This is a genomic window from Streptomyces sp. MB09-02B, assembly GCF_033794485.1.
GTDB lineage: Bacteria > Actinomycetota > Actinomycetes > Streptomycetales > Streptomycetaceae > Streptomyces.
Genome location: NZ_JARGEE010000924.1, coordinates 1 through 956, shown reverse-complemented (window position 1 = coordinate 956; position 956 = coordinate 1). Strand labels below are relative to the sequence as shown.

The window sequence follows — 956 nt, the reverse complement described above, 5'->3', positions numbered from 1 at the left end:
ACCCCGGGACGAGCGACCGGCGCCCCGCGAGCGGCGGAACCCGCCGCCCGGTCCCCGCACCCACGTCGAGATCCCGCCCCTGCCCAGGTCCGTCCCGACGACCCCGCCGAAGAACGCCGACGTGTGCGCACTCGGCCACCGCTACGGCGGCTGGGGCAAGGACACCCCCCAAGCAGCCATCTGCAAGGACGTCTACGGCCATTGACCCCGGCGGGCACGCGAACGGGCCCTCCGACGCCGCATCCCACGCCGGGCTCGTCGTCCTCAGGGCCGCTGTCGTGGCGGCCCCGGTGTCTCGCCTCCCGCAGGGCCCGTCTCGTCGAGCCGGGCCTCCAGGCGGGCCAGGGCGGTGCGGACACCGTCGCCGTGGCGGTCGTCCGCCAGCGTGGCCAGCGCCCCCCGGGCCAGCCGCAGATGGCTGCGGGCCGCGTCGGGGCGGCCCAGCCTGGCGTAGTCGGCGGCGAGGTTGAGGTGGAGCGAGGGGTAGAAGGCCCGCACCGCGAGTTCGTCCCGGTCGGCCGGCCGGCCGTCGGAGAGCTCGTCGGCCGCCGACAGCGCCCTGAGGTCCCAGGCCAGTTCGGTGTCCGGGTCGTCCTGGGTGTCGGCCATGTAGTGCGCCAGGGTGCAGCGGTGGAGCGGGGCGCCGTCCTCCCCGATCTCCGCCCACAGCCGCAACAGACGGTCCCGGGCCTCCTCGCGGTCACCCCCGTGGTGCAGCATGACCGCCTGCCCGATCCGGGTCATCACGGCGTCCGGCGCCATCCGCTCCTGTCGCTCCACCACCGCGTCCTCCGCACTTCTCGCCCCCTGCCCGGCCTGTCCCTCCCGACGCTAACGGCAGGCACCGGCAAACCCGGTCAGGCGGCTCTACCTTCTTGAGCGGGTTGATCGAGCCGTTCGTAGGGTTGGGTCGCCCAGGGGTGCCGGGTGTGGCTATCAGGCCGCTGCCGTTCATG

1 protein-coding gene and 1 pseudogene are annotated in these 956 nt (G+C 74.7%); one reads left to right on the top strand and one right to left on the bottom strand.

The window, feature by feature from the left end; all coding sequences use genetic code 11:
- Positions 1-205, top strand: a pseudogene (locus P1P70_RS45115) (hypothetical protein); the annotation flags it as partial.
- A 59-nt stretch (positions 206-264) separates the two neighbouring features.
- On the opposite strand, the gene P1P70_RS45110 reads toward P1P70_RS45115, so the two are convergent.
- Entirely contained in the window at positions 265-783 is a 519-nt protein-coding gene (locus tag P1P70_RS45110; protein WP_319248354.1) for a hypothetical protein, read from the bottom strand.
- Positions 784-956 lie beyond the last annotated feature (173 nt).